The sequence below is a fragment of the Aestuariivirga sp. genome (assembly GCF_037139295.1).
Taxonomy (GTDB): Bacteria; Pseudomonadota; Alphaproteobacteria; order Rhizobiales; family Aestuariivirgaceae; genus Aestuariivirga.
The window spans coordinates 64421-91176 of sequence record NZ_JBAXGR010000006.1 but is presented as its reverse complement, the minus strand read 5'-3'; the positions used below and the strand labels follow the sequence as shown (position 1 = coordinate 91176).

The window sequence follows — 26756 nt, the reverse complement described above, 5'->3', positions numbered from 1 at the left end:
GGGGCGACCTTGCGCACGGTGCGCAGCACATCGGCCATCAGCGTGCCACGCCCCGGGCCGAGCTCGACGAGGTTAAAGGCTTGGGGCTGGCCCATGGCGGACCAGACACCGACGGCCCAGACGCCGATCAGCTCGCCGAAGACCTGGCTGACTTCGGGTGCTGTGATGAAATCGCCCTTGTCTCCCAGCGGGTCGCGCGTGATGTAGTAGCCGTGTCGGGGGTGGCCGAGACAAAGGCTCATGTAGCGGTCGATCCGCAACGGGCCTTCCAGCGCGATCACATCGGCGAGGAACTGCTCAAGCGGGCTCATGACGGGACCTCAGCAGCAACCAGATGCCCACTGCGCAGAGCGGCAGCGACAGGATCATACCCATGGTGAGAAAACCGCCGAAATAGCCGAGGAAGGCATCAGGCTCGCGGAAGCACTCGGCGAGGATGCGCGACAGGCCATAGACCAGCGCGAAGATGCCCGAGGCGCGGCCCGGATACTGCAGCGCGCCATAGCGATGCGTGCCGATCCGGACGGCGAGGAAGAGGATGAGGCCCTCAAGGATCGCCTCGTAAAGCTGGCTGGGGTGACGCGGCATCTGGAGCGCATCATGGGGGAAGACGATGCCCCAGGGCAGGTCCGTCGGTCGGCCCCACAACTCACCGTTGATGAAGTTCGCGAGCCGCCCGAGACCGAGGCCGACGGGCACCGAGGCGGCACCCAGGTCCAGCATCCGGTCGAGGCTGGTCCCGATTGACCTGCCATACAGGAGGCAGGCCACCACGACGCCCAGGAAGCCGCCGTGGAACGACATGCCGCCATCCCACATCTTGAGGATTTCGAGGGGGTGGGAGGCGTAGAACAGGGGCTTGTAGAACAGCACGTAGCCAAGCCGCCCCCCCAGAACCACGCCCAGCACCGACCAGATGAAGAAATCATCGACCTGCGGCACCGTCATGGAAGGTTTCTGGCCGCCCCACAGGCGGGGCGTGGAGACCAGCCGCTTCATGTACCAGGAGGCGAAGACGAGCCCGACGATATAGGCCACCGCATACCAGCGCACCGCGAAGGGTCCAAACTGGACAATGACCGGATCGATGGCCGGATAGGGCAGGACGGCAAATATGGCGGCCTGGGGATTCATGGCGGCGGACACTGGGCTTTGGGCCCTGCCCCGTCAAGGCGGCGGGCGGGCGCGGCAAGGCGGCATCTTGAAGTCGGCGCCCAAAACCCATAGCTAGGGTTTCCAGAGAGGAATACCGCCATGACCACGACGCAGACCCGCTTCTTCGACGAACTGGCCAAGCTGATGACCAACGCGGCCGGGGCTGCCCAGGGCGTGCGCCGCGAGGTGGACACCCTCGTCCAGTCGCAGATGGAGCGCGTGCTCAACAACATGGAGCTGGTGAAGCGCGAGGAATTCGAGGCCGTGAAGGCCATGGCCGCCAAGGCCCGCGAGGAAAACGAGGCACTGCTCGCCCGAATCGCGGCGCTCGAGGCAAAGCTCGGCACCAGCGGGGCTTCCGACTCGCGCGCCGACTGAGCCCGGCGCTTACTGACTCAAGGTCATCCACAGGCGCGCAATCGTTTCTGCAACCATTGCGGAAAAAAATCATTCCCCTGTGGAGGAATCACCTGTTCCTCCGGCCCGACTCTTGAAGCGACTCAATGTGTTGGGCAATTTCCTTCCCGTGGCTCGACGGATGATTCGTCAGCCAGCGGAGGAATGAGAATGGCCCTCGAGGCCCTTGAACGCGAAAATGAGCTCAGCAATCCGCTCGACCGGGTCGAGCGCATCGCCGAAGCCTATGACTGGGCTGTTTCGCGCACTGACGCCCGTGAAGTGACGATGGAAGTTTCGGGCGGCTGGAGCGACATGACCATCTCGCTCAACTGGCGCGATGAATTCGAAATCCTGCATGTGGCCGTGAGCCTCGAGATGAAGGTGCCCTCCACCCGCCGCGACGAAGTGGCGAAGCTGCTGGCGCGCATCAACGAGCAGCTGCTCGTCGGGCACTTCGACCTGTGGCACCTGGACGGCAGCCTGGTGTTTCGCAACAACCTGCTGCTCAGCGGCAATGCCGAGGCCAATGACGCCCAGTGCGAGGCGCTGATCCGCTTTGCGGTGGACACCTGCGAGCGCTATTTTCCGGCCGTGCAGTTCGTCGTCTGGGCAGGCCAGCCGGCGGAGCAGGCACTGGAGTCCGCCATGATCGATACCTGGGGTGAAGCGTAATGGGGGGTGAAGCCCAATGGTGAAGCTCACCGGAACGCTGGTGCTGGTGGGTGCCGGCAAGATGGGCGGCGCCATGCTGGAAGGCTGGCTGGCGGGCGGGGCCGACCCCACGCACATCGTGGCGCTGGACCCTGCACCACCGCCGGAGATGAAGGCGCTGCTGCAGCGCCACGGCATTCGCCTGAACCCTGACGTCTCTACCATCAAGGATGCCGAGGTGGTGATCATCGCGGTGAAGCCGCAGCTGATGGAGGACGTGCTGCCGGGCATTGCCTCGCTGAAAGCCTCGAAGCCGCTGGTGCTCTCGGTGGCGGCGGGCAAGACGATCGCCTCATTCGAGCGCCATTTCGGTGCTGATGCTGCGGTGATCCGCACCATTCCCAACACGCCTGCCGCCGTCGGGCGCGGCATCACGGCGATGGCGTCAAACGCCAATGTGTCGCCCGCGCAACTGGCACTGGCCCGCACCCTGCTGGAAGCGGTGGGCGAAGTGGTGACGCTGGACAACGAGGCGATGATCGATGCGGTGACGGCCGTGTCGGGCTCAGGCCCCGCTTACGTGTTCTACCTCACCGAATGCCTTGCGGCGGCGGGCGAAAAGATCGGGCTGCCGAAGGACCTCGCCACGCAGCTGGCGCGCGCCACGGTTGCCGGCTCCGGCGAGCTGATGCGCCAGTCGGGCACGGACGCCGCCGTGCTGCGCCAGAACGTGACCTCGCCCAAGGGAACGACCTTTGAAGCGCTGCAGGTGCTGATGGCGGAAGATGGCATGGGGCCACTGTTCGAGAAGGCGGTGGCCGCCGCCTTGCGCCGTTCGCGCGAACTGGCCAGCTGAGGACGCCATGACCATTACCTTTGATGATTTCCAGAAGGTCGACATTCGCGTCGGCACCATCGTGGACGTCGAAGCCTTTCCGGAAGCGCGCAAGCCCGCCTTCAAATTGCGGATCGACTTCGGGCCGGAGATCGGCGTGAAGAAGACCTCCGCGCAGGTGACGAAATATTACACACCCGAAACGCTGATGGGCCGGCAGGTGGCGGCGGTGGTGAACTTCCCGCCGCGCCAGATCGGCAAGTTCATGTCGGAAGTGCTGACGCTGGGCTTCCCCGACGGGGATGGCGACGTGGTGCTGGTGACTGTGGAACGTGCCGTTCCGAATGGCGGGAAGATGTATTAGCGGCGCCAACTATTCGAGAGCGCTCATCACCGCCGGGCTTGACCCGGCGATCTCATTTGGTGCTTCGGAAAAAGGATGCCCGGGTCGAGCCCGGGCATGATGAGCGTGCGGGATGGGGAATTTAGTCCTTGACAGCGCGCGCTCGATGTGCTAGACAGGCGCATACTCCCGAAATGTATCGAGTGACGTCATCGCGGCTACGGCCGCGTTTTTGCGTTGTGAGGGAGGTTATGAGGAGTGAGCAATGGCGTGGTTGCGTGCTTGGGTGGCGATCATCATTGCCACGTTACTCTCACCTTGCCCGGGCTTGACCCGGGCATCTTTTTCAGCGGCCACAAAAAGGATCGCCCGGTCAAGCCGGGCGAAGGTGAAGTCATGGAACCGCACTGCACGGGGGCTGCAGCGCTCAGCCCATGCCGAACATCTTCTTCCAGTTGTTCATGGCCTGCATCCACGGGTTTTCCGTGGCAGGGCCCTGACCCCAGATGTCCATGGGGGGCTTCTGGCCGAAGATCTTCTCGTAGGATTCGAGCGTCATCTTCCAGCCGTCGGCCATGTTGGAGAAGTTCTTGGCGTCCATGCCTTGGGCCGTGGGGCGCTCGGTGATCATTTGCCCCAGGTTCTCCCAGTAGTTCTGGGCGTTCTGGAGATGCATCATCCAGGCATCGTTGACGGGGCCGGGCGGGATCACCTGGTGGCCGGCGCGCATGGCGAGGAACAGGAACTTGCGATACTCCTCGATGACGCGCTGCGTCATCTCGGCGTTCTGGCCCATTTGCTTCTGCATCATCTCCATGAGGGGCGCGAAGGCCTGCATGCCATCGGCATTCATCATGTTGATCTTGAGCCAGAGCGGGTCGAGGCGATAATCCATCATTCGTCACCTATACAGGAATTTGCACGCGCGCGCGAAGTCCGCCTTTCGGACTATCTTGCAATGTCAGTTCGCCACCATGCGCGTGGGCGATGTCGAGCGCAATGGCGAGGCCAAGCCCGGTTCCCGTCTCGTCGAGGTTGCGGGCATTGTCGAGGCGAACGAAGGGGCGGAAGGCATCCGCCCGCTTGTTGGGCGGAATGCCGGGGCCATCGTCGTCGACCAGCAGCGTCAGCATGTGGTCCGCCACACTGGCCGTCACCTTCACGGTTTTCGCGTAGCGCACCGCATTGCCGATGAGGTTGGCGAGAAGCCGGCCGAAGGCGTTGGGCTTCACCCGCACCAACTGGCCCTGCGGCACGTCGATCTCGCAGGTGCCTTCGCGGCAGGCGCGCGCGGCGTTCTGCACCAGGGCGGCAAGCTCCACCTCCTGCGGTGTCTCGCCCGCGTCGCCCTTCACGAAGGCCATGTAGGCCTCAAGCATGCGCTGCATCTCGTCCACGTCTTCCTTCAAGGGCTGCACCTTGGGGCCATCGCCCAGCACGGCGAGTTCCAGCTTGAAGCGGGTGAGGATGGTGCGGAGATCATGGGAGACGCCCGCCAGCATGGTGGTGCGCTGCTCGACCTGGCGGGCGATACGGTCACGCATGTCGAGGAAGGCGACGCCCGCAGCGCGCACCTCGCGCGCGCCGCGCGGGCGGAAGACGCCGAGGTCACGCCCGGTGCCGAAGCTTTGCGCGGCGCGGGCAAGATCGGTGATCGGGCGGATCTGGTTCCTGAGGAAGATGGTGGCGATGCCAAGGAGCAGCAGCGAGGACAGCAGCATGAGCGCCAGCAGGAAGCCGGTGGAGGTGGCGAAGGTGCGCTCACCCTTGGTGCGGAAGTCGAAGATGGTGTTGGGCGCTGCCAGCACCTTCACCTCGACGAAATCCGGCTGCTGGCTGATGTCGAGCCAGAAGGGGCGGTTCATCTGCACGGTGAACTCACGCGTGAGGCGTGTGTCGGCACGCGAGAAGAAAGGCTGTGGCAAGGGTTCCGGCAAGGCTCCGCGCTGGACGGTGAGGCCGAGGCCGAGGGTGTTGTTGGCGAGCTTCTCGATCCGGGCCTCGGCGGCGGCACTCTTGTCGGAGTCATCATAGAGCTGCACCAGCATGGAAACGTCACGCGCGTAGGACCGCGCGAGAAGCCTGGTGACGTTCTCGAAATGGCGCTCAAGGATGAGGCCGGTCATGATGGTCTGCAGCAGCACGACCGGGGCCACGAGAATGATGAGGGCGCGCGGAAACAGCCCCTCGGGCATGTAGCGCTCGAGGAAGGTGTTGAAGCGGCTGTAGAGCCAGTTCTGTGCCATCGCGCTTTAGCCTAGCTCAGTCGGCGTGCAGGACATAGCCCGCACCGCGGACCGTCTGGAGATAGACCGGGTTCGAGGGATCGTCCTCGATCTTCTGGCGCAGGCGGTTGATCTGCACGTCGACGCTGCGTGCGCCCTCCTCCGAGCCCTCGGGCGCCAGGTCACCGCGCGCCACGGTGGTATTGGCATTGGCGGCCAGCGTGCGCAGGAACTCACGCTCGCGCGTGGTGAGGCGGATGAGCTCTGCGCCCTTGCGCAACTCGCCGCGCCCGATGTGGAAGATGAAGGGACCGAAGGCAATTTCAGGCTGGGCGCGCGCCGTCTGCTCCTGCCGCTTCAGAAGCCCGCGGATGCGCAGCAGCAGCTCGCGCGGTTCGAAGGGCTTGGCGAGGTAGTCGTCGCTGCCGGTTTCCAGCCCCGTGATGCGATCAGACGTCTCGGCCAGTGCCGAGAGCATGAGGATCGGCACGGGATTGCCCTCGCCGCGCAGCCACTCGGTGAAGGCAAGGCCGGTTTCGCCCGGCATCATGATGTCGAGCACCACGAGGTCGAAGGCCACGATGCGCATGTGCTCGCGCGCTTCCCCCGCACTGCCGGCAACGGAAATGCGGAAGCCATTCTCCATGAGATAGGCCTGGAGCAGGTTGCGAATGCGGCGGTCGTCGTCGACCACCAGGATGTGGGGAAGATCATCCACCATCTGTGGGCTCGCCCAACAGGCTGGCGCGGTCGATCCAGTCGCGCACCGCTTCGCGGTTGGCGGGCGAGACCATGTGATAGAGCACTTTGCGGTAGAGATGCGCGGCACTGCCCTCGGGCAGCGCCACGGCGCGGCGGATGCGATTGATCTGCGGGCCCATGAGGCGCTGGCGAAGTTCCTCGCCGGCTTCGGTGAGATAGAGCAGGCGCTGGCGGCGGTCGGTCTCGCCTTCCTTCTGGAAGACGTAGCCCTTGTCGATCAGCTCCTTCAGCACGCGGCCGAGGCTCTGCTTGGTGATCTGCAGGATGTCGAGGAGCTGCTGCACCGTCATGCCCGGGTCGCGGCCGACAAAGTGCAAAACGCGGTGATGCGCGCGGCCGAAGCCATATTGCCCCAGGATCTCGTCCGGGTCGGACACGAAATCGCGGTAGGCAAAGAACATCAACTCGATGAGCGCAACGGTGTCCTGCTCGCTCAGGGGATGATCGCCCATTCCTTGGGCAGAAATTACGTCAGCCATATTGACATATTTACCCCGGCTGGCTACGCTTGGCCAGTTCAAAATGCAAAATGGGCGCGAAAGGCCGGAAATTCCGGCCCTTGGCATGACCCTTATACCGGACAGGAGCACGACACCATGGCGGGCATTTCCTTTGACCAGCGCGACGGTTGGATCTGGTTCAACGGCGAGATCGTGCCGTGGAAGGAAGCCAAGGTCCACGTGCTGACCCATGGTCTGCATTATGGTTCCTCCGTGTTCGAGGGCGAGCGCGCCTATGACGGCGTGATCTTCAAGACCACCGAGCATTCGACGCGCTTCAAGAAGTCCGCCGAGATCATGGATTTCGAGATCCCCTATTCGATCGAGGAACTGAACGCGGCCAAGGACAAGGTCGTGGCGCTCAACGGCGGCGGCGACCAGTATGTGCGCCCCGTGGCGTGGCGCGGCTCCGAGATGATGGCGGTGTCAGCTCAGCACAACAAGATCCACGTGGCGATCGCCACCTGGGCCTGGCCCTCGATGTTCGATCCCGAGACCAAGATGAAGGGCATCAAGCTCGACATCGCGGATTATCGCCGCCCTGACCCCGCCTGTGCGCCGGTTCATGCCAAGGCCGCCGGCCTCTACATGATCTGCACCATCTCCAAGCACAAGGCGGAGAAGAAGGGCTATGCCGACGCCATGATGCTGGACTGGCGGGGCCGCGTTGCCGAATGCACCGGCGCCAACATCTTCTTCACGCGCGATGGCGCCATCCACACGCCGATCGCCGACTGCTTCCTCAACGGCATCACCCGCCAGACGGTGATTGCACTCGCCAAGGAACAGGGCCTCGAGATCATCGAGCGGCGGATCATGCCCGACGAGCTTTCGAGCTTCAACGAGTGCTTCATCGTCGGCTCCGCGGCGGAAGTGACGCCGGTGGCCGAGATCGGCCCCTACAGCTTCAAGCCCGGCAACATCAGCCGCACCATGATGGACGCCTACACCAACGCGGTGCGGCCGAAGTCCAAGGCGGCATGAACCGGTCACGTGACCACGCATTGCGATTACCTGATCATCGGCGGCGGCTCCTCCGGAGCCGTCGTCGCCCGCCGCCTTGCTGACCGGACGTCTGGCCGGATCATCCTCATGGAAGCCGGCAAGTCCGACGAGGGCGACCCCGCGGCGGTGGACCTGAAGCGCCTGGACGAGCAGACGCCGGACTATGACTGGGGCTTCCGCGCAGCCCCGCTGCCGGGCTCTCCTCCCCTTCTCAACTATGCACGCGCGAAACTGCTGGGTGGCTGCGCCAACCACAATGACTGCGCCTTCATCCGCCCGCCCGATTCCGACTTCGATGCATGGGAGCGCCTCGGCGCCACGGGCTGGAACGGCGCCGCCATGGCGCAATACTGGCAGCGCATCATCAACACCATCACCATCGAGACAGCCCCCTGCCACCGGGCGAGCCGCCGCTTCATCGAGGCAGGGCTCGAACTCGGGTTGGACGAAGTGGATTTCGGCGCGCACGTCCGGCAGGGCGTGGGACTGTTCCCGCTCAATGCAAAAGGTCGCACACGACAATCATCCTCCGTGGCCTATCTCCATCCCATCGCCGCATTGCCCAAGCACCTCGAGGTGTGGACTGAGTGCATGGCCACGCGCCTCATCATCGAGAATGGCAGGGCCGTGGGTGCGCGAACATCACGCGGCGAGATCCGCGCGGCGCGTGCGGTCGTTCTGGCGGGAGGTTCCATCCAGACGCCGCAGCTGATGATGGTGTCGGGCCTCGGGCCTGCCGCGCAGCTGAAGGCGCATGGCATCGACGTGATCCGCGACATGCCGCACCTCGGCCAGCACCTGCGTGATCATGTGGCAGCACCCGTGGTGTGGGAGACGCATGAGGCCGTGTCCGGCTGGGAGATCTGCCCCTTCGAGGCGACGATGATGCTGCAGCTCGAAGAGGATGCGCCCGCGCCCGACATCCTGTTCCACTTTGGCCTGCGGGTGCGCGAGAAATACGATGATGGACGGCTGGCCACCAATGGCCCCGCCGTGAAGGCCTCGCCCAACGTGACGCGCGCGACGAGCGAGGGCCAGGTCCGCCTCTCGGGCCCCAGCATGGCGGACAAGCCGGTGATCGACCTCAACTACTTCGCCGATCCGGCTGACCTCGAGCTGCTGGTGAAGGCCCTGAAGCTGACGCGCCAGCTGGGACAGACGAAGGCCATGCAACCGCTGCTGCGGGCGGAGGTGCACCCCGGCCCGGGCGTGCAGACCGATGAAGAATGGCGCGACTATATCCGCAGCGTCTGCGAGACGGTCTATCACCCTTGCTGCACGGCGGCGATCGGGCGCGTTGTGACGCCAGAGCTGAAGGTGATGGGCATCGAGGGACTTTTCATCGTCGATGCCTCGGTCTTCGCGTCGCTCATCACGGTCAACATCAATGCGGCAGTGATGATGGTGGCGGAGAAGGCAGCGGACTGCATTCTCAATTCGCGCGCTTAGGTAGATTCACCGACTTGCAACCTGGGGCAATTCTGGGGCAGTAAGCGCGCAAATCCGATCTTCTGGAGACCCGTCATGCCAAGGTTCGCGCTGCCTGGACTGTTTGGAGCACTGCTGCTTTCCACCACGTCGCTTGCAAGTGCAGCGGACGGTAACGCCGACGCCATCTATTTCAATGGTGACATCCTCACCATGGCGAGCACCAACCCGAGCTATGCCGAGGCACTGGCGGTCGAGGATGGCAAGATTGCCTTCGTGGGATCAAAAGACGAGGCGCTGAAGCTGAAGGGCGATGCCACGAAGCTCGTCGACCTCCAAGGCCATACGCTGCTGCCGGGCTTCATCGATGGCCACGGCCACATGATCTACTACGGCAAGAACATGGTCGATGCCGACCTCGTCGGCGTGAAATCCATCCCCGAACTCATCGAGCGCATGAAGGCGCAGGCCGCGAAGACCGCACCGGGCGACTGGATCGTGGGCTTTGGCTATTCGGTGCCGATGCTGAAGGAGAACCGCCACCCGACGGCGGCGGAACTCAACGAAGTTTCGCCGGACCGCCCGATCATGGTGGTGGACAACTCGGGCCACAATGGCGCGGGCAACAGCGGCGTGTTCAAGATCCTCGGCATCGACGCCAGCACCAAGGATCCGGAAGGCGGCAGTTATGCCCGCAATGCCGATGGCTCGCTCGCGGGGCCCCTGGAGGAAACTGCCCTGTTCGCGGTGCGCGAGCAGCGCCCGTCCTTCACCGGCAAGCTGGCTGACGACGTGGCCATCAACGGCGCGTCGCTGTGGGCCAGCTATGGCCAGACCACCGCGCAGGAATGCGGCGTGGGCCTCGGCAAGGACGACATCGACATCATCCGCAACGCCATCGACAAGAAGCTGCTGCCGATCGACCTTTATCTCTGCGCCAAGGACTCGACGGTGAACGACGTGCTCGCCGCCGCCTATGCAGTGTCGTCCGAATATGACGTGAACAACGAGGACGCCGCGAAGAAGCTGCTGGCGGCGCGGCCCGACCTTGACAAGCGCTACATCAACCGGGTGCGGCTGGGCGGCATCAAGCTGTGGCTCGACGGGTCGATCCCCACGGCGTGGTTCAGCGAGGCCTACGCCCACAACCCGCCCGACAAGCAGGGCGACTACCGCGGTTTCCAGCAGGTGCCGGACGACTATGTGAACGGCGCCTTCGACCGTTTCTGGAAAACCGGCATCCAGCTCAACATGCACATGAATGGTGATGCCGCGGCAGAGCAGGCCCTGAAGGCGGTGGAGCGCGCCGAGAAACTTCATGGCGTGCACGACAGCCGTCCGGTGTTCATCCACGCCACCTACATGCGCCCCGACCAGATCGAACGCATGAAGAAGGTGGGCGCCTTCCCGACCTTCACCGTGGGCTCGCTGCCGCTGGGCGGTGAAGCCGCCGTCTACTTCTGGGGTGAACAGCGCGCCGCGGCCTCAATGCCGATGAACAAGCTGGAGAAGATGGGCATCAAGTTCTCGCTCAACCACGATGCGCCGGTCCTGCCGCGTCCCGACGTGCTGGCGCTTGTCGACGCCGCGGTGAACCGCACCACGGCCACGGGTCAGGTGGTGGGGCCTGACGAGCGCATCAGCCCCTATGTGGCGCTGAAGGCTGTCACCGCCTATCCGGCCTATCAGATCAGGGAAGAGACAACCAAGGGCACGCTGGAACAAGGCAAGCTCGCCGACCTCGTGATCCTCGCGGAGAACCCGCTGAAGGTCGACCCCAAGACCATCAAGGACATCAAGGTGCTGGAGACGATCAAGGACGGGAACACGGTGTTCGAGAGCAAGTGAGGCGGAGCTAGAGCTTCGCGCCCTTCTTCTCGAGGAAGTCCATCAGCTCCTTCACCTGCGCGGCAGGAACCTCGCGCACGTCACCGGGATGCATGTCGCCCAGCGAGAAGGGGCCATATTGCAGCCTAACGAGGCGGTTCACCACGCAGCCAAAATGGTCGAAGAGCTTGCGGATCTCGCGGTTCTTGCCTTCTGTGAGCACGCAGCGGTACCAGCGGTTGGCGCGCTCGCCCTGGCCATATTCCTCGACGAACTCCGCACCACGATAGTCCACGCCGTCGATGGTGACGCCCTGGGCAATGGCATCGATCTCCTCAGGCTTCAACTGGCCGCGCACGCGCACACGGTAAAGCCGCGACAGGGCCATCTCCGGGCTCATCATCGCCTGGGCGAGAGGACCATCGGAGGAGAGAACCAGCAGTCCCTCGCTGTTCACGTCCAGCCGCCCCACATTCATGATGCGCGGGTTCGACGACGGCCAAGCGGGCGGATTGAGCGAGGGCAGATCGAAGATGGTCGGGCGGTTCTTGTGATCGCGGTGGGTGACCAGCACGTCATCCGGCTTGTGCAGCAGGAAGAGTCGCGGCAATGGCTTGGTCTCGGGCGTGACCGGCCTGCCATCGATCAGGACGGTGTCGCCCTCCTCCACCGGCGTGGTGGGGAGTGCCGTGACGCCGTTGACGCTGACGCGGCCATCGGCCACCAGCCGCTCCGCCTCGCGGCGCGAACCCGCACCGGCCTTCTGGAGATAGACGTTGAGGCGCATCAGCCGCCCGTGACAGGCGGGAAGAAAGCGACCTCGCGTGCTCCCGCGACGGAGGCATCGAGCGCCACGTGGTTCTGGTCCACTGCGGCGCGCAGCGTGCGGCGTTCTGCAAGCGCTGCGGCAACGGCTTCGTCGCGCGCGCTCAAATGATCGATGAGATCAGCCACCGTGGCGATGGAGGCAGGAACATCCACCTCCTCCGAGCTCTTGCCGGCGATCTGCCGGATGCGGGCGAAATACAGGATCTTCATCAGTCGACGACGTGCCGGATGCCGGCGCGGAAATAATCATAGCCGGTATAGAGCGTAAGCGCTGCGGCAACCCACAGCATGGCGATGCCCACGATGGTGGTGTGCGGGATCACCGTGTCGCCCGCAGGACCCGCGATGAGGAATCCGATGGCGATCATCTGCACGGCGGTCTTCCACTTGGCGATCTTGGTAACCGGCACCGAGACTTGAAGCTCGCCCAGATATTCGCGAAGGCCGGAGACCAGAACTTCGCGCGACAGGATGATGATGGCGGCCCAGATGTGGCCACCGCGCAGGATGTCGTCCGCGCAGAGCACGAGCAGCACGACGGCGACCAGCACCTTGTCGGCGATCGGGTCCAGCATGCGGCCGAGCGAGGACTGCTGCTGCCAGCGCCGCGCAAGATAGCCATCGAAGAAGTCGCTGATGGCGGCCAGCACATAGACGATGAGAGCCGCCCAGCGCGCCTCGTTGCCACCCCACAGCAGCAGCGCGGCCACCACAGGCACCGCCACGATGCGGCCATAGGTGAGCATGTTCGGAAGGTTCCACACCTTCGAATACTTCGCCGCCTTGCCTGCATCCGTCTGATTCATCATGCCGCTCATTCTGCACTGTCGTGGAAGTGGTCGTAAATAGCCTGTGCCAACGCATGGCTGACACCTTCCACCGCGGCAAGGTCGGTGACGCTTGCACGTGACACTGCTTTGGCCGAACCGAAGGCCTGCAGCAAGGCTTTCTTGCGCAAGGGCCCTATGCCCGCCACCTCGTCCAGCGGGTTGACCCCGATGGCCCTGGAGCGCCGGGCCCGGTGAGAACCGATTGCAAAGCGGTGCGCCTCGTCGCGCAATCGCTGGATGTAATAGAGCACGGGATCCCTTGCCTCGAGCATGAAGGACGCCCGTCCCGTCACGTAGAAGTGTTCGCGGCCCGCGTCGCGATCCGGCCCCTTGGCCACGCCCGCCACGGGCAGGTCAGACAGGCCGAGCTCATCCAGCACCGCCTTGGCAGCCGACAGCTGGCCCTGGCCGCCGTCGATCAACACGAGGTCCGGCCAGGCCTGCACGTCCTTGGCCTGTTCCTCGCCGCGCGCCCCGCCCTGTTCCTTCAGCAGGCGGCTGAAGCGGCGTGTGAGCACTTCGCGCATCATGGCGAAGTCGTCAGACCCGATCTCTTCCGATTGGATGTTGAACTTGCGGTACTGCGACTTGATGAAGCCATCGGGCCCCGCCACGATCATGCCGCCCACCGGGTTGGTGCCCTGGATATGCGAGTTGTCATAGACCTCGATGCGGCGCGGCACCTCGGGCAGGTCGAACGCCTTCTGCACGCCTTCGAGCAGCTTCGCCTGCGACGAAGTCTCGGCCATGCGGCGGCCAAGCGCCTCACGCGCGTTGGTGACGGCATGCTCGACGAGGCCCTTCTTCTCGCCGCGCTGCGGCACCGCCACTTCGATCTTGCGGCCGGCATGGGTGGAGAGGGCTTCCTCCAGCAATTCGCGCTCCTCCACGTCATGCGACAGCAGCACGAGATCGGGGATGGGCTTGTCGTCATAGAACTGGGCAAGGAAGGAGGCCATGATCTCAGGCGACTCGTGGCTCCTGTCGGCCTTCGGGTAATAGGCGCGGTTGCCCCAGTTCTGGAAGGAGCGGAAGAAGAACACCTGGATGCAGGTCTGCCCGCCTTCCTGGAACAGCCCGAAGACATCCGCCTCCTCAAACCCTTGCGGGTTGATGCCCTGCGTCTGGGTGACGAAGCTCATGGCCTGGATGCGGTCGCGATAGGAAGCGGCGCGCTCGAAATCGAGGTTCTCGGCGGCGTCGTCCATCTGCTTCGCGAGCTCGGCCTTCACCACCTGACTCTTGCCGTTGAGGAAAGCTTCGGCTTCCTTGGCGAGCTCGCCATAGGCATCCGCCGCGATGTAGTTCACGCAAGGGGCCGCGCAGCGCTTGATCTGGTAGAGCAGGCATGGACGCGTGCGGTTGGCATAGGTGCTGTCGGTGCAGGTGCGCAGCAGGAAGGCCTTCTGCAGCGTGTTGATGGCGCGGTTCACCGCACCGGCAGACGCGAAGGGGCCAAAATAGCTGCCCTTCCTGTTGCGGGCACCCCGGTGCTTCACCAGCTGCGCCACGTCATGATCCCTCGCGATGAGGATATAGGGGAAGGACTTGTCGTCACGCAGGATGACGTTGAAACGCGGCTTCAGCTTCTTGATGAGGTTGGCTTCGAGCAGCAGCGCCTCGGCCTCGGTGGAGGTCGTCACGAACTCCATGTTGGCGGTGAGCGAGATCATGGTGGCGATGCGCGCCGTGTGGCCCCAGACGCGGGTGTAGTTCGACACGCGGCTCTTGAGGTTGCGCGCCTTGCCGACGTATATGACGTCGCCCTTGGCATCATACATGCGGTAGACGCCGGGCTTGGCCGGAAGCCTGGACACGAAATCGCGGATGAGGTCGGCTCCCCGCCCGTCAGGGACGGGCGACTCATCGGGGGCCTGGGAAGGTTCGGACGTCATCTGGCTCTCTTACATGCGTGCCCCTCAGGTGGGGAAGGCGTAACCCTGCCGCAACAAAAAACCGGCGTCCCTGGGGACGCCGGCGTCGAGGTCATGTCTTTGCCAGACCCTCAATCATAGGGGCTATTGCACTGCTTCAGCTTGCCGTTGCTCGAGACATAGGTGTTCGTCTTGGCATTGTAGGACTTGTACCGACCCGCGCACCAGGCCTTGTGGCGGTTGCCACTGCCATTGCCATTGGTGAGCGCCACCACGCCGGCACCGATCACGGGAACCGTCCACCACGGGCTGTTGTAGTACCAGCCATTGTAATAGAAGCGGCAGGAGTTGCTCCACGTCCGGCAGTGCGGCCCGCGATAGCCGTTGTAGTAGCCCGGACGGAAATTGGGGTGGTAGCCGTGACGGTAGACGGGCCGATTGTAGTTGCGGCCGCCGTGATAGCCGCCACGGCCGCCCGAGGCCCTCACGTTGATGATCGGCTGCGCGGTGGCCGCGGTCTCAAGAGCCACGTTGATCTGGCCCGGGAAGGCTGATGCCTCCGACGCCGAATATCCGATGATCCCCGAGACAAGCGCCAGAAGCATGACGAAACTTGCTCTCAACATATGCAGTGCCCTCCCTGAATGTCTGCTCTTCCGATGAAAAAGCACGTTGTGACGGTCCGTTCAACAGGGAGCGGTACCAATCGCGATCCATGACGCCAGATCACAACCATTGCGCGTGTTGTGGCACTTTCTGTTAGGCGGCCAGAAAATGGCCTACCTCTGGCGTTCGATCTCGACGCCAACGCTGCGGGCGTTCTTGATGATGTCGGGTTTTTCGACGCGCACGCGCGCCGCCATCACGCGCTTGTCCTTGAGGCAGGAGGCGGCGATCTTTTCGCACAGAGTCTCGACCAGGTTGATGTGGCCATCGGCGATGATCTGCTCGACCTTCTTCACCACGATCTCGTAGGACACCACATGGCCGATGTCATCGGCCTGCGGGCCATCGCCTTCGCTGACCGAAAGATCGATGTTCACGATGATGCGTTGCGGGTCAGTCTTCTCGTGGTCATAGATGCCGATCAGCGCCATCAGGTCTAGGTCGCGCACGAAAACATGGCGCAAGCCCGAGGCGGCGCTCGCCACGTGGTGGCTGATCATCGGCTTCTTCATTATTCATTCACCTCGACGACGTCCGGCGTTTGCCAGACCAGATGCTGACCGCCGTCCAGCGCGATCATCTGCCCAGTCAGCGACGGTTGTGACAATATGAATTTGATGGCGCCGGAAATCTCCGCCGGCGACGTGCCCCGGCCCAGAAGCGTCAGCTTGGCCTGTTTGTCGAACTCCGCCTGGTCCATGCGGGCAGAGGGAAGTGCGGGGCCGGGCCCGATGGCATTGACGCGGATATTGGGCGCCAACGCCTGGGCCAGCGTGCGGGTGGCGGTCCACAACCCCGACTTCGACGTGGTGTAGGAGAAGAACCTGGGGTTCAGCTTCCACACGCGCTGGTCGATGATCGAGATGATGTTGCCTTCCTCGCCCTCCGGCAATTGCTTCGCGAAGGCCTGGGAGAGAAACACCGGAGCGCGCAGGTTCGTATCGAGGTGTGCGGCCCAGCTTTCCTTGGTGATGGAGCCCACCTCGTCCGGCTCGAACAGCGAGGCATTGTTGATGAGGCAGGTGAGGCCGCCCAGGCCTGCGGAGGCTTCCGCCACCAGCCGGTCTGGCACGTCGATCTCGGAAAGGTCACCGCGCACAATGACGGCGCGCTGGCCGATATTGCGGATGAAGGTGGCCACCTCCTCCGCCTCGGCAAGCGAGGCATTGCAGTGGACGGCCACGTCCCAGCCATCCTTGGCGAGGTCGAGCGCCAGCCTTCGGCCAATGCGCTTGGCCGAGCCCGTGACGAGAACCGATTTCTTCATGCGGCGGGCTTCGGCATCAGGATGACGTAGTGCTTCTTCACCTTCTTCACCGTTTCCCATGTGCCCTTGAAGCCTGCAGGGATGATGAAGGCATCGCCCTTCTTCAGCGTCCAGGACTTGCCCTCGTCATTGGTCAGAATGGCCTTGCCCTCGATGAAGTGGCAGAACTCCCACTCTGAATAGTCGACCTTCACCTTGCCGGGTGTCGATTCCCAGATGCCGCAATAGAGGCGGTCATCCTCGCCGGTGAAGTGGTTCCAGGTCGTGGTGCGGTACTTGCCCTTGATGAGCTTTTCCGCGTCGGGCTTGCCCTTCTCGGGCTTCGGAGAATGCTTGCCCTTGCTCTTCATCACCAGAATGTCGGCCATGGGTGTCCCTCTATGTCAGTCGTTTCAGCAATTCGTCGCGGGTGGGCTGGAAGTCGGACGCCAACCACCAGTCCTCGAGCTTCTTTAACACTACGCCGATTTCCGGTCCGGGGCTCATGCCCGTTGAAAGAAGATCGCGCCCCGAGACCGGAAGCGCCGGTATGGGCCAACGGTCCGGCAGCTCAAGAAGATCCCTCCACCCAGCGTCGTCGAGCGGTGCTTCCGAGCGGGCCCAGGCAACGCGCACGAGATCGCGCCAGGCTTCCGCCCCGTGCTGGTAGAGCATGATGCGCTGCTCCTGCGGCCGAAGCGCCGGCGACGGCGGCATGAGCGACACGATGGCGGCGAGGCGCCTTGCCTCATGGTTCGACAGGCGCCAGCGCTCCGGCATCGACAGCGGGTCCTGCGCCAGCACGGCGAGCCGCAGCAACGGGTCCGGCGGCAAGCGTTCCAGCACGCGCAAGTCATCCGTATACGGAAGAAGCTTCGACAGGATGCCGTGTCCCGCCATCAGCTTCAGCGTCTCGACGGCGCCCGGTGCCGCCATCAGCTTGAACATCTCCTGCCGGATGCGCTCCGCCGAGAGGCCGTCGAGGCCTGCCTTCATGCGGGTACAGGCGGCAAGCCCCGCTGCATCGGGCGCGCCATGGCCATAGCGCGCATGGAAGCGGAAGAAGCGCAGGATGCGCAGGTAGTCCTCGGTGATGCGGCTTTCCGGATCGCCGACGAAGACCACGCGGCGGCGCTGCACGTCGGGCCAGCCATTGACGAAATCATAGATCGTGCCACGCGCATCGCAGTAGATCGCGTTCATGGTGAAGTCGCGCCGCTGCGCATCGGCTTCCCAGTCGTCGGTGAACTTCACCTTGGCGCGGCGGCCGTCGGTCTCGACGTCATGGCGCAGCGTGGTGACTTCGAAGGGATGATGATCGACGACGACCGTCACCGTGCCATGCTCGATGCCGGTGGGATGAACCTTCATGCCAACGGCAGCGCAGGCTGCCGTCACCAGCTCGGGCGACAGCGTGGTGGCAACGTCGACTTCCGTCACCTTCTCGCCCAGCAGCGCATTGCGCACCGCACCACCCGCCGCGCGACCCTCGCCGCCTGCGGCCGCCAGCGTGGCGAACAGGCGCTGCAGCGCGGGCGCGGTGAGCCACGCCTCAGTGGCGAGGGTAGGAAGCTTGGTCATGTCGGTTCGTACATCAGGCGATAGAGGTTGCGGATCATGCCAGCGGTGGCGCCCCAGATATAACGCTCCTTCCACGGCATCGCATAATAATAGCGGGTGTGGCCCTGCCAGTCCCGCGTATGGCGTTCATGATGCGCGGGGTCCATCAGGAAGGCCAGCGGCACCTCGAAGACGTCCTTCACCTCGGCCACCTCCGGCACCACGGTGAAACCCGGGCGAACCAGCGCCACCACCGGCACCACGCGATAGTTGGTGGAGGTGAGGTAGGTGTCGAGGTAGCCCAGGGGCTCCACGAAGGACGGCGCGATGCCCGTCTCTTCCTGCGTCTCGCGCAGGGCAGCGGCCACGGCATCGCTGTCCGTGTCGTCGATCCGCCCGCCGGGGAATGCGATCTGCCCGGCATGGCGGCGCAAATGCGGCTGGCGCTCGGTGAGCAGCAGGCTCAGCCCATGTTCGCGCGGCACCAGCGGCACCAGCACGGCGGCGGGCTTGGGCGCCTCGTTCTCGGGGATCATCCGCGCCATGGGGTTGAGGTCATCGTCGCTGAAACTGTGGACAAGCGGTGGCGCGGCATGAAGCCGGCTGGCAGCCCGCGTCCGGAAATCCGCCTCGTCGATGCGGCTCAGGAGGCGATCCCTATCTCGGTGGCCTTCTGCATGGGGTAGAAGCGGCCCGACGACCAGACGCCGAACCAGCCGTCCTCCACCTTGCCCGCGGCGGCGAGGTCATAGAACAGGGCGCGGCTGACCAGCGCCTCGAGCCCGGCGCGCACCATGAGATAGGGCTTGAGCCCGCCAGTGCCCTCTTCCTCGGCAAAGCGCAGCGGATGGGCCTCGTCGACCGTCACCTCGTCGTCGACATTGGTTTCGAAATGCAGGACCTGCGCCTTCCCCTCGCCCTCGACCCGCATGCGGATCGCAGTGAAGGGCGCGTCATCGACCCGGATGCCGACCTTTTCCACTGGCGTGACGAGGTAGTATTTCCCGTCCGCATCAAGCCGCAGCACCGAGGCGAAGAGCTGGACCAGCGGTTTTCGCCCGATCGGCGAGTTCATGTAGAACCAGGTGCCGTCCTGGGCGATGCGCATGTCGATGTCGCCGCAGAATGGCGGATTCCACAAATGCACCGGCGGCGGTCCCTTGGCCTTCCGGGCCTCTCCCAGCCCTTTCAGGGGGTTGCTCGCATCTCGCTGATCCGTGTTCATTTTCCCGTCATTACAGTTGAGTCGGACTGTCCTTCCCGCCTCTTTTAGGCCATTCTCGGTCTGCAAGGATGAAATCAATTGAGCGGATTCCCGGCAGGGTGTCCTCCATACGATAGTGAGTGCAATGGCCAGCATCAACGAAGCAGACCACCAGATCATCTCGGACCTCGAGGCCTCGGCCGAACGGCTGGGCAAGGCCCGGGCCGCCATCGGCCGGGTGATCTTCGGGCAGGACGAGGTGGTGGAACAGGTGCTGATCGCCATCCTCGGCGGCGGCCATGCCCTGCTGGTGGGCGCCCCCGGCCTTGCCAAGACCAAGCTCGCCACCACGCTGGGCCGCGTGCTCGGCCTCAATGAAAAGCGCGTGCAGTTCACCCCCGACCTGATGCCGGCCGACATCATCGGCTCCGAGGTGCTGGACGAGGTGGAAGGCGGCAGGCGGCAGTTCCGCTTCCTGCAGGGCCCCGTGTTCTGCCAGCTGATGATGGCGGATGAAATCAACCGCGCCTCGCCGCGGACCCAGTCAGCGCTTCTTCAGGCCATGCAGGAGCATCACGTGACGGTGGCCGGCCAGCGCCATGACCTGCCGCGCCCCTTCCACGTGCTGGCCACGCAGAACCCGATCGAGCAGGAGGGCACCTACCCGCTGCCCGAGGCCCAGCTCGACCGCTTCCTCGTGCAGATCGACGTGCCCTACCCCTCGCTCGATGCCGAGCGGCGCATGCTGTTCGCCACCACCGGTGCCGCGGAAGCGGACGCCGAGACGGTGCTGTCGACAACCGAGCTGATGAACGCCCAGCGCCTCACCCGCATGATCCCGGTGGGCGAGCAGGTGGCGGAAGCCATCCTGCGCGTTGTCCGCGCCGCGCGCCCCGGTCCCGACGCCGATGATTTCGTCAACCGCAACGTTGCCTGGGGCCCCTCGCCGCGCGCTTCGCAGGCGCTGATGCTGGGCGCCCGCGCCCGCGCGATGCTGCAGGGCCGCCTGTCGCCGTCGCTCGACGACGTGCAGGCGCTGATGGGCCCGGTGTTCCGCCACCGCATGGCGCTGAATTTCACGGCGCGCGCCGATGGCCACACGATCGACGGCACCATCGAGCGGCTCTCCGGCCTCATCGCCTGAGCTGATGTCCACCGCCAACGCCCTCACCCTTGCCGACCGCGCCGCGGCACAGTCCCGCGCGCTGCCACCGCTTCTGGTGGAGGCGGAGCGCATCGCCGCGACGTTGATCTTGGGCGAGCACGGCCGAAAGCGCGCCGGCCCCGGAGAATCCTTCTGGCAGTACCGGCCCTACAGCTTCGGCGATTCCACGCAGCGCATCGACTGGCACAAGTCCGCCCGCTCCGACCGCGTCTACATCCGCGAGAACGAGTGGGAGGCGGCCAACACGCTGTGGGTCTGGTCATCACCCGCGATCTCCATGACCTTCAAGTCGCATCTGGCGCAGGTGACCAAGCGCGACCGCGCGCAACTGCTGATGCTGGCCATCGCCTCGCTCGCGGTGCGCGCCAATGAGCGCGTAAGTGCGCTGGGCTCGCCCTACGCGCCTGACCACACGCGGGCGCAGCTGGTGAAGTTAGCCTCGTGGTTCATGAAGGCCGAAGGTTCCGCCCTTCCGAGCTTCACCCGCATGCCGCGCTTCTCGGGCGCCGTGCTGGCGAGTGACTTTTTCGAAGCGCCGGAGGACATCGCGCGCGCCATCACCCCGCTCGCCGAAGCGGGCGTGAAGGGTCACCTCATACAGGTGGTCGACCCGGCAGAGGAAACCCTGCCCTATGCTGGCCGCGTTGAATTCCACGAGATGGCAGGGCCGCTCAAGTTCCTCTCTTCCAAGGCGGAGACCCTGCGCGGGGCCTATGCGGAGAAGCTTGCCGAGCACCGCGTCGCGCTGAAGGACCTGTGCCGCCGCATCGGCTGGAGCTTCGTGATCCACCGCACAGATGAATCGCCAACAGGCGCGCTGCTTTCACTGCATGCGCTGATCTCCGGCGAGGCGGCGCGATGAACTTTCTGAGCGCCCTCACCTTCACGACACCACTGGCGCTTGCCGCGCTGCTGCTGCTGCCGGTGATCTGGTGGCTGCTGCGCTTCACGCCACCACGCCCCGAAACGGTGCGCTTCCCCGCAATCCGCCTGCTGCTGGGATTGAGGAACCGTGAGGAACAGCCGGACAAGACGCCGTGGTGGCTGCTGCTGCTGCGTCTTGCACTTACCGCGCTCGTCATCATCGGCGTGTCGCAGCCGCTCTATGCACCCGGTCGCATTGGTGCACTGACGAAGACGCCGGTGCTGCTCGTCGTCGATGACAGCTGGGCTGCCGCGAAGGACTGGAACCAGCGCCTCGACGTCATCTCTGAAATCCTCGACAATGCAGCGGCTGGTGGCGCGCCGGTGACACTGGCCACGTCGACACCGGAACTCCGCCCGCAGGCGCTGGAACCCAGGGCCGCCGCCGACATCAAGCCGCGCGCCGCCGCGCTGATGCCGCGCGCCTTCGACCCGGATCGCCCCGGCTTGCTCACGCGCCTCGACACCGCCTTCGGCCAGCAGGACGCGCTGCGGGTGATCTGGCTCGCCGACGGCATTGACGATGGCAAGGCGAAGGACTTCGCAGCCGGATTGCAGAAGCTGGCCAAGGGATCTGCGTCTGTCGAGGCGATCGTTCCCAACAGCGCACAGCTTCCCCTCGCACTCGCCACGCCGCGCTTCGAGGGCGGCAACATCAATGTCACCGTGCTGCGCACAGCCGGTGGCGCGGCACAGTCGGTGCCAGTCGCCGCCACGGCCGGCAATGGCCGCAGCTTCGGCGACGTGAAGCTCAACTTCGCGGCCGGCGCCACATCCGCCACAGGCACGATCGAACTTCCCGTCGAGCTGCGCAACGAAGTGGGCCGCATTGCAGTGAAGGACGAGCGCAATGCAGCGGCCGTCTTCCTGATGGATGACCGCTGGCGGCGCAAGACCGTGGGCCTGATGTCCGGCACGACTTCCGAAATGGCGGAACCGCTGCTGGCCCCGCTCTATTATGTCTCCCGCGCCATCGATCCTTATGCCGAGGTGAGCCAGCCCGAGGACACCGCGGCTCTCAAGAACCTGCTCGACCAGGGTCTGTCCATGCTGGTGCTGGCCGACATCGGCGTGCTGCCGGGTGAGCAGCAGGAGATGATCGCGCGCTGGGTTGCCAATGGCGGCGTATTGTTGCGCTTCGCCGGCCCACGCTTTGCCGGCGCGCAAGATGGCCTCGTGCCGGTGACGCTGCGCGAAGGCGACCGTTCGCTCGGCAGCGCGCTGAGCTGGGAAACTCCACAGCCGATGCAGCCCTTTCCCGAGACGAGCCCTTTCGCAGGCCTTGCACCCGACCCCTCCGTGACAGTGACCCGTCAGGTGCTGGCCGAGCCCGATTCCGATCTTCCCGGCAAGGTGTGGGCGAGCCTCGGTGACGGCACGCCGCTGGTCACCGCCAAGAAGGATGGCAAGGGCCTGATCGTGCTGTTCCACGTCACTGCCAATGCCGACTGGTCGAACCTTCCGGTCTCCGGCCTGTTCGTCGAAATGCTACGCCGCGTGCTCGACCTTGCTCCGGCCGCAGGCAGCGGCGTGAAGGTCAGCGCTTCGGCAACCGATGCACAGGCCTATGCCCCGTTCATGGCGCTCGACGGCTTCGGCGAACTCACCAGCCCCTCGCCTGACATTCAGCCCATTCCGGCATCCCAGATCGACAAGGTTCGCGTCACACCCGCAACACCACCCGGCCTTTACCGCCGCGGCGAACAGGAACGCTCGATCAACATCACCCATGACGGTATGTCGCTTACCACCATCACCGCCCTTCCCGCCGGCATCGCCCAGCGCGACCTGGCACCGATGCCGGCGTTGCCGCTCGCACCTTATGCCTTTGCGCTCGCTATGCTGGCCTTCCTTGCCGACTGCTGTGCAGCCCTGTTCCTCGGCGGCGGCATGATGCGCATGCGTCAGCGCCGCGCTGTGGCGGCGGGCCTGATGGCAATCGCCCTCATGGCCACGTGGCAGCCACTTCCGGTGCACGCCCAAGCCACCGATGACTTCGCCATGCAGAATGCGCTGGAGACGCGGCTGGCCTTCGTGAAGACGGGCGATGCAGAGATCGACGGGATCAGCGAGGAAGGGCTCAAGGGCCTCGGCGAAATGCTGCGCGAGCGAACCTCCGTCAATGTCGGCGATCCGACAGGCATCAACATCGAGAAGGACGAACTCGTCTTCTTCCCGCTGCTCTATTGGCCCGTACGGCCGGAGGCCACCGTGCCCTCCGACACGGCGCTCGCCAAGATGGATGCCTACATGAAGGGTGGCGGCACCATCTTCTTCGACCTGCGCGAGGACGGCGCCACCACTGACGCGCTGGCTGGCGGCGCTACGGCATCGTCAGAAGCGCTGCGCCGCATTCTGGAAAAACTCGACATTCCGCCGCTCGAAGCCGTGCCGCCATCGCATGTGCTGACCAAGAGCTTCTACCTGCTCGACCGCTTCCCCGGCCGCTACGACGGCGGCAAGCTCTGGGTCGAACGCTCCGACAGCGAGGGCGCCACCACCGGCAATACCGACGGCGTGAGCGGCATCATCATCGGCTCCAATGACTATGCCGCGGCCTGGGCCATGGATCTGAACGGCGACCCGGTCTATGCCTCGGTGCCGGGCACCGACCGCCAGCGTGAATTCGCCTTCCGCACCGGCATCAACATCGTCATGTATGCGCTGACCGGCAACTACAAGGCCGACCAGGTGCATGTGCCCGACCTTCTCGACAGGCTGGGCCAATGATGGACTGGAGCGTCTCGTTCGAGCCTGTGCTGCCATGGGCCGCCATCGCCCTTGCTGCCGCTGTGGGCCTGGCACTGCTCGCGGGCCTCGCCATCGGCCGTTCGCGCGGTACGCTGCTGCGTGCGTTGTCCTTCGCGCTGCTTCTCGCGGCCCTTGCCAATCCGGTGATCCGTGATGAGGACCGCCAGCCGCTGGCTGACATCGCGGTCGCCGTCGTCGACCAATCCCTGAGCCAGCAGAGCGGCGACCGCACCAAGCGCACCGAAGCCGCTCTCGAAGCGCTGAAGCAGGCCGTAGCGCGACTTCCCAACACCGAGCTTCGCACAGTCGACGTCAAGTCGAATGCCAGCAACGAGGACGAGGGCACGCGCGCCTTCGAGGTGCTGAACCGCGCACTTGCCGACATTCCGCCGGAGCGCTTCGCAGGTGCCGTGATGATCACCGACGGCCAGGTGCACGACGCGCCGCAGGACCCGGCGAAGAGCGGCATTGGCGGCCCACTGCACGCACTTATCAGCGGTACGAAATCGCAGAAGGACCGCCAGATCGTCATCGACAAGGCGCCGCGCTTCGGCATGGTAGGCCAGGAGCAGACCATTTCCTTCCACCTCGACGAAACCAACGGCCCCGGCCGGCCCGTGCCGGTGAGCGTGGCCGTGGGTGGGGCTGCGCCCGTCACCATCGACGTCTCGCCCGGACAGACGGTCGAGGTGCCGGTCAATGTCGATCATGCCGGGCAGAACATCGTTGAGATCACCGCGCCGCCGCTCGACGGCGAGATCTCGTTGCAGAACAACCGCGCGGTTGCCGTCATCGAGGGCGTGCGCGACCGGTTGCGCGTGTTGCTGGTCTCAGGCGAGCCACACCCTGGCGAGCGCACCTGGCGCAACCTGCTGAAGGCCGATGCCTCGGTTGATCTCGTGCACTTCACCATTCTCAGGCCCCCGGAGAAGCAGGACGGAACACCGACCAAGGAACTGGCCCTCATCGCCTTCCCGACGCGCGAACTTTTCGTCGAGAAACTTGACCAGTTCGACCTCGTGATTTTCGACCGCTACCGCCGCCAGTCGGTGCTGCCCGAAGCCTATATGTTCAACATCGCGCAATATGTGCGCAATGGCGGCGCGGTGCTGATCGCATCCGGACCTGATCTCGCGGCGGAGGATGGCCTCTATTCCACACCGCTCTCCGACATCATGGCCGCGATCCCGACGGGCGAGGTGGTCGAGAAGCCGTTCAAGCCGGAGCTCACCGGCCAGGGCAAGAAGCACCCCGTCACCAAGGACCTGCCCGACTCGAGCGGTGCCACGCCCAGCTGGGGCCGCTGGTTCCGCCTGGTCGATACCACCACGACGTCAGGCGGCGAAACCGTCATGTCGGGTCCGGACGGCAAGCCACTGTTGGTTCTCTCGCGCCAGGATCAGGGCCGTGTGGCACAGCTGCTCTCGGACCAGGGCTGGCTGTGGGCCCGGGGCTTCGAGGGCGGCGGCCCGCAGACCGAACTGCTGCGCCGCCTGGCCCATTGGCTGATGAAGGAGCCGGACCTCGAGGAAGAAGCACTCAACGGCAAGCAGCAGGGCAATGACCTGGTGATCGAGCGCCGTACCATGGCCGATAGCGCAGCACCCGTCGAAGTCACGCTGCCGTCCGGCAAGACAGAGACCATTACGCTGCGCGAAGTGTCGCCAGGCCGCTTCCAGGGCGCGCTGCCGGTGACCGAGGCCGGCCTCCACCGGCTGGCCGACGGCAAGCTCGTGTCGGTTGCCGCCACCGGCAATGGCGATGCACGCGAAATGGCGAACCTGCTGGCCACGACGGCGATCCTCTCGCCCGTTGCCAAGGCCACGGGCGGCAGCACCAGCTGGCTTGAGGACGGCATGCCGCAGGTTGTAAAGGTCGCGGCCGGACGCCAGATGGCAGGCTCGGGCTGGATCGGCTTGCGTGCCAATGACAGCTACCGGGTGCAGGCCGTGTCCGACACGCCGCTGTTCGCGACGCTGCTAAGCCTCGCAGTGCTGCTGCTGGCTCTGGGCGGCATGTGGTACCGCGAGGGCCGCTGAGCCCGGCACCTGTGCAAGGCCTTCGACGCCCTGAAGGGCGCCGGGCTCAAGCTCCAGATAGAGGAAGCGTGCGGGGTCGACTGGTCCCGGCAGGCTGATCAGCCCTGCCGGCAGCCTGGCGAAGCCGACCTTGGCGTAATATGGTTCATCACCGACCAGCAGCACCAGCGCATGGCCCTGCGCCTTTGCCCGGGTAAGGCCTTCCTGCATCAGGGTGAGGCCGATCCCCAGCCCCTGGCGGTCCGGATGGACGGCGAGCGGGCCGAGCAACAGTGCGGGAGATGATTTCGCGCCGATGGCGAGGGGCCAGAAGCTGATGGTTCCGGAGAGGCCCACGCCCTTGTCGCGCGTCACCAGCGACAGGCCAGAAACAGCCTGGTTGCCCGCGCGCAGGCGGTAGGACGTCTTGCTGTGGCGGCCGGAGCCGAAGGCGAGGTCGAGCAGGTGCTCGATCGGATCGTGGTCGCTGGAGGTGGTGTCTTCGCAGAGGATGGGGCCGCACATTGGCAGGATCTCGGGAGTCAGAGCTTCGGGACGGG

29 protein-coding genes are annotated in these 26756 nt (G+C 64.9%); 11 read left to right on the top strand and 18 right to left on the bottom strand.

Going from position 1 to position 26756, the window contains the following annotated elements; all coding sequences use genetic code 11:
* On the bottom strand, positions 1-311 hold a 311-nt coding region (locus tag WCJ41_RS03750; protein WP_336904491.1), incomplete at its 3' end, for an SAM-dependent methyltransferase.
* Positions 298-1134 carry a prolipoprotein diacylglyceryl transferase gene (lgt, locus tag WCJ41_RS03745; RefSeq protein WP_336904490.1) on the bottom strand — a complete coding sequence of 279 codons (837 nt, stop codon included), beginning with the start codon at positions 1132-1134 and terminating at the stop codon, positions 298-300. The genes lgt and WCJ41_RS03750, both read right to left, overlap by 14 nt.
* 120 nt (positions 1135-1254) lie before the next feature.
* On the opposite strand from lgt, the gene WCJ41_RS03740 reads away from it, so the two are divergent.
* The 4 genes from WCJ41_RS03740 to WCJ41_RS03725 all read left to right on the top strand — a co-directional run bounded on the left by WCJ41_RS03740 (position 1255) and on the right by WCJ41_RS03725 (position 3404).
* Positions 1255-1533 (top strand): accessory factor UbiK family protein, encoded by a 279-nt coding sequence (locus tag WCJ41_RS03740; RefSeq protein ID WP_336904489.1) that lies wholly within the window; start codon positions 1255-1257, stop codon positions 1531-1533.
* 189 nt (positions 1534-1722) lie between these two features.
* Positions 1723-2226 carry a YbjN domain-containing protein gene (locus WCJ41_RS03735; protein ID WP_336904488.1) on the top strand — a complete coding sequence of 168 codons (504 nt, stop codon included), beginning with the start codon at positions 1723-1725 and terminating at the stop codon, positions 2224-2226.
* A 16-nt stretch (positions 2227-2242) separates the two neighbouring features.
* A complete protein-coding gene (gene proC / locus WCJ41_RS03730) occupies positions 2243-3061 on the top strand; it encodes a pyrroline-5-carboxylate reductase (RefSeq protein ID WP_336904487.1) in 819 nt (272 codons plus the stop codon).
* A 7-nt stretch (positions 3062-3068) separates the two neighbouring features.
* Positions 3069-3404 (top strand): tRNA-binding protein, encoded by a 336-nt coding sequence (locus tag WCJ41_RS03725; RefSeq protein WP_336904486.1) that lies wholly within the window; start codon positions 3069-3071, stop codon positions 3402-3404.
* A 406-nt stretch (positions 3405-3810) separates the two neighbouring features.
* Here WCJ41_RS03725 and WCJ41_RS03720 read toward each other — a convergent pair whose 3' ends face one another.
* From WCJ41_RS03720 to WCJ41_RS03705, 4 genes are read right to left on the bottom strand one after another with little or no spacing between them, the layout of a single operon-like run.
* Positions 3811-4281: a hypothetical protein gene (locus WCJ41_RS03720; RefSeq protein ID WP_336904485.1), complete on the bottom strand. Its 471-nt coding sequence runs from the start codon at positions 4279-4281 to the stop codon at positions 3811-3813.
* 7 nt (positions 4282-4288) lie between these two features.
* Complete coding sequence (locus tag WCJ41_RS03715) at positions 4289-5629, bottom strand: ATP-binding protein (protein ID WP_336904484.1); 1341 nt, start codon at positions 5627-5629, stop codon at positions 4289-4291.
* 16 nt (positions 5630-5645) lie between these two features.
* A complete protein-coding gene (locus tag WCJ41_RS03710; protein WP_336904483.1) occupies positions 5646-6329 on the bottom strand; it encodes a response regulator in 684 nt (227 codons plus the stop codon).
* Entirely contained in the window at positions 6319-6822 is a 504-nt protein-coding gene (locus tag WCJ41_RS03705) for a MarR family transcriptional regulator (protein ID WP_336904493.1), read from the bottom strand. Before WCJ41_RS03705 ends, WCJ41_RS03710 begins: the two co-directional genes overlap by 11 nt.
* A gap of 144 nt (positions 6823-6966) precedes the next feature.
* On the opposite strand from WCJ41_RS03705, the gene WCJ41_RS03700 reads away from it, so the two are divergent.
* From WCJ41_RS03700 to WCJ41_RS03690, 3 genes are all read left to right on the top strand, one after another.
* Positions 6967-7854: a branched-chain amino acid aminotransferase gene (locus WCJ41_RS03700; RefSeq protein WP_336904482.1), complete on the top strand. Its 888-nt coding sequence runs from the start codon at positions 6967-6969 to the stop codon at positions 7852-7854.
* 9 nt (positions 7855-7863) lie between these two features.
* Positions 7864-9324, top strand: coding sequence for a GMC oxidoreductase (locus WCJ41_RS03695; protein WP_336904481.1), 1461 nt, complete (start codon positions 7864-7866; stop codon positions 9322-9324).
* A gap of 75 nt (positions 9325-9399) precedes the next feature.
* Positions 9400-11151, top strand: a complete 1752-nt coding sequence (locus tag WCJ41_RS03690) for an amidohydrolase (RefSeq protein WP_336904480.1) — start codon at positions 9400-9402, stop codon at positions 11149-11151.
* 7 nt (positions 11152-11158) lie between these two features.
* Here the strand turns inward: WCJ41_RS03690 and WCJ41_RS03685 are convergent, their stop codons facing one another.
* The 11 genes from WCJ41_RS03685 to WCJ41_RS03635 all read right to left on the bottom strand — a co-directional run bounded on the left by WCJ41_RS03685 (position 11159) and on the right by WCJ41_RS03635 (position 19359).
* Positions 11159-11917, bottom strand: coding sequence for a pseudouridine synthase (locus WCJ41_RS03685; protein ID WP_336904479.1), 759 nt, complete (start codon positions 11915-11917; stop codon positions 11159-11161).
* Positions 11917-12168: a molybdopterin converting factor subunit 1 gene (gene moaD / locus WCJ41_RS03680; protein ID WP_336904478.1), complete on the bottom strand. Its 252-nt coding sequence runs from the start codon at positions 12166-12168 to the stop codon at positions 11917-11919. The genes WCJ41_RS03685 and moaD overlap by 1 nt, the downstream gene beginning before the upstream one ends.
* Positions 12168-12767 (bottom strand): CDP-diacylglycerol--glycerol-3-phosphate 3-phosphatidyltransferase, encoded by a 600-nt coding sequence (gene pgsA, locus WCJ41_RS03675; protein ID WP_336904477.1) that lies wholly within the window; start codon positions 12765-12767, stop codon positions 12168-12170. The genes moaD and pgsA overlap by 1 nt, the downstream gene beginning before the upstream one ends.
* Positions 12768-12772: 5 nt before the next feature.
* Entirely contained in the window at positions 12773-14683 is a 1911-nt protein-coding gene (uvrC, locus tag WCJ41_RS03670; protein WP_336904476.1) for an excinuclease ABC subunit UvrC, read from the bottom strand.
* 110 nt (positions 14684-14793) lie between these two features.
* A complete protein-coding gene (locus tag WCJ41_RS03665) occupies positions 14794-15288 on the bottom strand; it encodes a BA14K family protein (protein WP_336904475.1) in 495 nt (164 codons plus the stop codon).
* Between the two features lie 153 nt (positions 15289-15441).
* A complete protein-coding gene (gene folB, locus WCJ41_RS03660; protein ID WP_336904474.1) occupies positions 15442-15840 on the bottom strand; it encodes a dihydroneopterin aldolase in 399 nt (132 codons plus the stop codon).
* Positions 15840-16595: an SDR family oxidoreductase gene (locus tag WCJ41_RS03655; protein ID WP_336904473.1), complete on the bottom strand. Its 756-nt coding sequence runs from the start codon at positions 16593-16595 to the stop codon at positions 15840-15842. Before WCJ41_RS03655 ends, folB begins: the two co-directional genes overlap by 1 nt.
* A complete protein-coding gene (locus tag WCJ41_RS03650) occupies positions 16592-16963 on the bottom strand; it encodes a cupin domain-containing protein (RefSeq protein WP_336904472.1) in 372 nt (123 codons plus the stop codon). Before WCJ41_RS03650 ends, WCJ41_RS03655 begins: the two co-directional genes overlap by 4 nt.
* Positions 16964-16973: 10 nt before the next feature.
* Positions 16974-18155, bottom strand: coding sequence for a CCA tRNA nucleotidyltransferase (locus WCJ41_RS03645; RefSeq protein WP_336904471.1), 1182 nt, complete (start codon positions 18153-18155; stop codon positions 16974-16976).
* A complete protein-coding gene (locus tag WCJ41_RS03640; RefSeq protein WP_336904470.1) occupies positions 18152-18679 on the bottom strand; it encodes a CoA pyrophosphatase in 528 nt (175 codons plus the stop codon). Before WCJ41_RS03640 ends, WCJ41_RS03645 begins: the two co-directional genes overlap by 4 nt.
* Before the next feature lie 98 nt (positions 18680-18777).
* Complete coding sequence (locus WCJ41_RS03635; protein WP_336904469.1) at positions 18778-19359, bottom strand: DUF1285 domain-containing protein; 582 nt, start codon at positions 19357-19359, stop codon at positions 18778-18780.
* Between the two features lie 124 nt (positions 19360-19483).
* On the opposite strand from WCJ41_RS03635, the gene WCJ41_RS03630 reads away from it, so the two are divergent.
* The 4 genes from WCJ41_RS03630 to WCJ41_RS03615 are packed head-to-tail and all read left to right on the top strand — an operon-like array spanning position 19484 to position 26217.
* Positions 19484-20482: a MoxR family ATPase gene (locus tag WCJ41_RS03630; protein WP_336904468.1), complete on the top strand. Its 999-nt coding sequence runs from the start codon at positions 19484-19486 to the stop codon at positions 20480-20482.
* Positions 20483-20486: 4 nt separating this feature from the next.
* Complete coding sequence (locus WCJ41_RS03625; RefSeq protein ID WP_336904467.1) at positions 20487-21365, top strand: DUF58 domain-containing protein; 879 nt, start codon at positions 20487-20489, stop codon at positions 21363-21365.
* Positions 21362-24157 carry a DUF4159 domain-containing protein gene (locus WCJ41_RS03620; RefSeq protein ID WP_336904466.1) on the top strand — a complete coding sequence of 932 codons (2796 nt, stop codon included), beginning with the start codon at positions 21362-21364 and terminating at the stop codon, positions 24155-24157. The genes WCJ41_RS03625 and WCJ41_RS03620 overlap by 4 nt, the downstream gene beginning before the upstream one ends.
* Complete coding sequence (locus WCJ41_RS03615) at positions 24154-26217, top strand: hypothetical protein (RefSeq protein ID WP_336904465.1); 2064 nt, start codon at positions 24154-24156, stop codon at positions 26215-26217. The genes WCJ41_RS03620 and WCJ41_RS03615 overlap by 4 nt, the downstream gene beginning before the upstream one ends.
* Here WCJ41_RS03615 and WCJ41_RS03610 read toward each other — a convergent pair.
* Complete coding sequence (locus WCJ41_RS03610) at positions 26158-26721, bottom strand: N-acetyltransferase (protein ID WP_336904464.1); 564 nt, start codon at positions 26719-26721, stop codon at positions 26158-26160. The two genes, WCJ41_RS03615 and WCJ41_RS03610, sit on opposite strands and share 60 nt — an antisense overlap.
* Positions 26722-26756: the final 35 nt, after the last annotated feature.